This is a genomic window from uncultured Romboutsia sp., assembly GCF_958366745.1.
GTDB lineage: Bacteria > Bacillota > Clostridia > Peptostreptococcales > Peptostreptococcaceae > Romboutsia > Romboutsia timonensis.
This window is the reverse complement of the sequence record NZ_CATXCO010000203.1, coordinates 1-4,267: the sequence shown is the minus strand read 5'-3', so window position 1 is coordinate 4,267 and position 4,267 is coordinate 1. Positions and strand designations below refer to the sequence as shown.

At 25.8% G+C, this 4,267-nt stretch carries 5 protein-coding genes; 1 reads left to right on the top strand and 4 read right to left on the bottom strand.

Annotation, left to right across the window (positions count from 1 at the left end; translation table 11 throughout):
- Both Q5F54_RS11215 and Q5F54_RS11210 read right to left on the bottom strand, forming a co-directional pair.
- Positions 1-380: Rpn family recombination-promoting nuclease/putative transposase (locus tag Q5F54_RS11215; protein ID WP_302334443.1), on the bottom strand; the 380-nt coding region annotated here is incomplete at its 3' end.
- A gap of 308 nt (positions 381-688) precedes the next feature.
- Entirely contained in the window at positions 689-940 is a 252-nt protein-coding gene (locus tag Q5F54_RS11210; protein WP_071121096.1) for a Mor transcription activator family protein, read from the bottom strand.
- Positions 941-1,083: 143 nt separating this feature from the next.
- Between Q5F54_RS11210 and Q5F54_RS11205 the strand changes: the two genes are divergently transcribed.
- On the top strand, positions 1,084-1,746 hold the full coding sequence (locus tag Q5F54_RS11205; RefSeq protein WP_281537290.1) for an N-acetylmuramoyl-L-alanine amidase: 663 nt from the start codon (positions 1,084-1,086) through the stop codon (positions 1,744-1,746).
- A 316-nt stretch (positions 1,747-2,062) separates the two neighbouring features.
- Here the strand turns inward: Q5F54_RS11205 and Q5F54_RS11200 are convergent, their stop codons facing one another.
- Both Q5F54_RS11200 and Q5F54_RS11195 read right to left on the bottom strand, forming a co-directional pair.
- Complete coding sequence (locus tag Q5F54_RS11200; RefSeq protein ID WP_277233121.1) at positions 2,063-3,442, bottom strand: cation:dicarboxylate symporter family transporter; 1,380 nt, start codon at positions 3,440-3,442, stop codon at positions 2,063-2,065.
- 145 nt (positions 3,443-3,587) lie between these two features.
- A complete protein-coding gene (locus tag Q5F54_RS11195; RefSeq protein ID WP_281537289.1) occupies positions 3,588-4,187 on the bottom strand; it encodes a helix-turn-helix domain-containing protein in 600 nt (199 codons plus the stop codon).
- Between the last annotated feature and the right edge of the window lie 80 nt (positions 4,188-4,267).

The following is a 4,267-nucleotide window of genomic DNA, read 5'->3' as shown; positions in this document are numbered from 1 at the left end:
TTTAAATATTTAAAATCTAATATATTTATGCATACTGTTCTACACAGCTTATCATATCTATCCCCTTCTTCTAGTTGCTCTTCATATAATTTGCTCCAATAGTATAAACTTCTTTGTATCATATTGTATTCATTTTTTAATTGAATTTCTATATTTATAATTTCATTTTTACTTGTTACTGCCTTTACATCCAATCTTGAAAACTTATCCTCTATGTACGACTTATCTATATCTGTATTTTTTATTTCAACATCTGTTATATTATTTTTAGGTTTTAGTACTGCATTTAAAAATGATATTAACACCCCTGGATGTTTCTCTGAGCCAAATATCTTCTTAAATACAAAATCTATTTTAGGATTTAATAATCTTCTTTCCATATTAATATCTCCTTTTTATTTTTGATTTTATTATATCATATCTGTATTTTATTAGTATTATTATTTAAATAACTACACTCATATCAAATATTTTAATTAATATTATAATTTACTCATTTTCTATAAGTTTTTAGCATCTTTTAGAAAAACATATAGATTACAAGACTTAATAGTACAAAATAAAAATAACCATACCTTTGTATTTTTAATGATTTGAATTATAAGGTATGGTTATTTATATAATTTGATATATATAATAAATTATTCTTAATGTATAACAATTGTAATTTAAATACGTTCTATTTTCTTTATTTATTGATAATATTTCTAACCTGAATTTCACTTATTCCATACTTCATAGAAATATCTTTGTAACTTCCCTTAAATTCATCTCTTATCATCCTATTTCTAATAGGCTTAACCAAATTACTTTCATTAGGAATATACAAATTACTCCCACCAGCCAACTTAACCAAATCCTTAAAAGCATCCATACCTATAACCTCAACCACATCCTTAACACTATCAGGAACATCACTTTCAGTTAAAAACTCCAACATACTATCCCTCCTCATAAATTTAATCATATATATAAATTCGACACCTAATAATTAACCTCCTACAAAATAATAAAATCCTTATATATCAAACTTAATAAAAAACATTGTAACCTTTAAGAAAACAACTAAAGGAGGAATAAACTATGAAATGGTATCTAGACTTTGGACATGGAGGAAAAGATCCTGGAGCAATCGGTCCTACAAATTTAAAAGAAAGTGATGTAGCTTTAAAAATAGGAATGATAATAAAAGAAAATCTTGAAAATGTACTTGAAAAAGTAATAACTACTCGTGAAGATGATAAATACTACTCACTAGACTATAGAACTAAAAAAGCAAACAACGAAAACTGTGACTACTTTATAAGCATACATCTAAATTCAGCAACTAACTCATCTGCAAAAGGATGCGAAGTATGGCTATATAATGAAAATAGCAAACTTAAAAATTTAGCTAACAATCTATGTAATAACCTATCAACTAAAATGGATACACCTAATCGTGGAGTTAAATACTCTAAAAATTTATCAGTACTTAAAAATACTAAAATGCCTGCTCTTTTAATTGAAATAGACTTTATATCAAATAAAGAAGTAGAAAAATCTCTAAGAAATGATAATCACCTAAAAAACATAGCCGATACAATATCATCTACTCTACTTTCATTTGTAAATAAATCTATTGTTGAAGATAAAGTATTTTATAGAGTATGTATAGGCTCATTTAGCAATAAAGATAATGCAGTAAACCTTAAAAATGAAGCTATTTGTAAAGGATTTAAAGATACTCATATATACACTACCTAATAAAATTTTTATAAAATACTTTAATATAACATGGCCTTAAAACTGTAAATAACCATACCTTAGTATTTTCAATAATTTGAATTATAAGGTATGGTTATTTATCTAATTTAATATAAATTTTTCATTTTAAAACTATGATTTTTATTAATATAAATTTTTAATACTTTTATCATAAGTATTAATACATATATTCAAACCCGTACACTGATAATAGCATAATAAAATTTATATATGCTAAAACCATAAAATCCCCCTATTTTTCTAAACCGACATTATATTAAAATTCCCAACTACTTACTGTCTAATTAATCCGTTTTTATACTATATCTTCAACAAATTCATTTTTACATACTTTTCCAAGTGAATTTGCAACTGTTATAGCTGAAGTCATTGTTCCATTAACATTTAGCATAGTTCTTCCCATATCTAGTATCGGATCTATAGCAAGTATTCCTCCTGCTAATTGGAAATATGAACCTAACCCTAGTCCTGATAAAACTACTGATACAGCCATAGTAGCCGTTCCTGGAAGACCTGCTATACCTAAAGAACTTATAGTTATTACTATTAATGCCATAGCATAAAAACTAAAGTCCATGTTTATACCTGCCATATTTGCTATAGTAACTATCATAAGTGCTGGATATATGCCTGAACATCCGTTAAGCCCCATATTTGAGCCTAAACTTCCAATAAAACTTGCAGTTCCTGATTCAACCCCAATATTATCAGTTAATGCTTCTATTGTAACTGGTAATGTAGCTAAACTTGAACGTGAAGTAAATGCCAGTAATAAAGCTTTAGATACATTTTTTAAATAAGTTATTGGATTTACTCCATTAAATGTTACTATTATTAAATGAACTACAAACATTATGATAACACTTACATATAAAGCTATTATAAAGTTTAATACTTCAAATATTGACTCTATACCATTTTGTGCTATTGTATTAGCCATTAATGCAATAACTGCATATGGCATCATTTTAATTATTGTTATAGAAACACTTACTATTATCTTATAAAAAGCTTCAATTAAATCTACAAATGGTCTTATTAGCTCACTATATTTTTTATTAAGTCTTTTTATTGCATTTCCTATAAATGCTGCAAATATAACTACTGCAACTATATTTGCATTTGCCATAGATGCTACTATATTTGAGGGTAATAATCCCCTTAAGGTATCTACTACTGAACTAATCTCTCTTATTTCAGTAGTACTAGTTACAACTTTAGTACCAATACCTAATTTAAATAAATTACCTACAATTAGTCCTATTGATGCTGCTATAGCCGTTGTTCCTAATAGCATTAATATGGTTCTAGATGTTAATTTTCCCAAATTCTCATCTTTATTCATATTCATAATAACTCTTATTATTGATGTTAATACTAATGGTATAACTAACATCTTTAATAAATCCATAAATCCATATCCCACAAGACCATACCAAGTAGTTACTTCTTTTAGCCAACTAATTTGTGTTGGGTCTTTAGGAAACTTAGCTATGTACTGAATTATAAATCCTAAAATTGTACCCATTCCCATTGATACTAGCATTAACTTAGTGAAATTTAAACTTTTCTTTATTTTGTTGATTACAAAAAATAACCCTATTAGTAATACTATAAATAAAACTGTGTTGATATTTGAAATCATCATAAATTCCGATAAAAATGTACTTCCCATATTAATCTCCTTTATTTTATTATCATTTTGATAATTGCTATTATACTATTATCAAAATGATAATGCAATAATAATTTATATAAAAAATAACCATACTAAATTATTGAAAACATTTTAGTATGGTTATTTTTATATTATTAAAAGTTTACTCACCAGTTTTTATATTATATTTTTTCACTTTTCGATACAAAGTAGCAATTCCAATGTTTAAAGCTTTAGCTACTTGTTTCATTTCTTGAGTATTACTGCCGTACTTATTTATTGCTTTTTCAATTTCTTCTTTTTCTAGTTGTTCAACAGTTTTTATTTCTGCTTTATATAATTCATCTAATTTATATGATATTAAGTTTGACATACTATTTATAAATTCACATAATTCTTGGTCTTTAGAAAGAATTTTATTTTTTTGTTCTTCTGTAAAGGCAGCAATCCCTAAAATTCCTAAGTTATCACTTCCTAGCATTATTGGAGAGCAAATATCTACTAATTCTTTGCAATCTTCTTTATGAACACAAGTTTTACAATTATCTTCTAAATCACGATTAATAATATAAGGCTTCTGTGACTTTAATACTTTTGAAAAAGCTGAATGGTCTGAAATTTTTTCATATATTTTATCCTTAAAGACGCCTGTTCCAGCAATTCTAATTAAATCTTTAGAAACTACAGTTACATCAACATCTAAAACAGTACATATATTTTCACATATACTTTGTATATAATTAGTTATATCGTCAAGTTTCACTTTTAAACCTCCCAACATATTTTTAGTCCTGAATTGTCAATTTAAATCAGACAAATTACTTATGAATCACTAAGCAACTG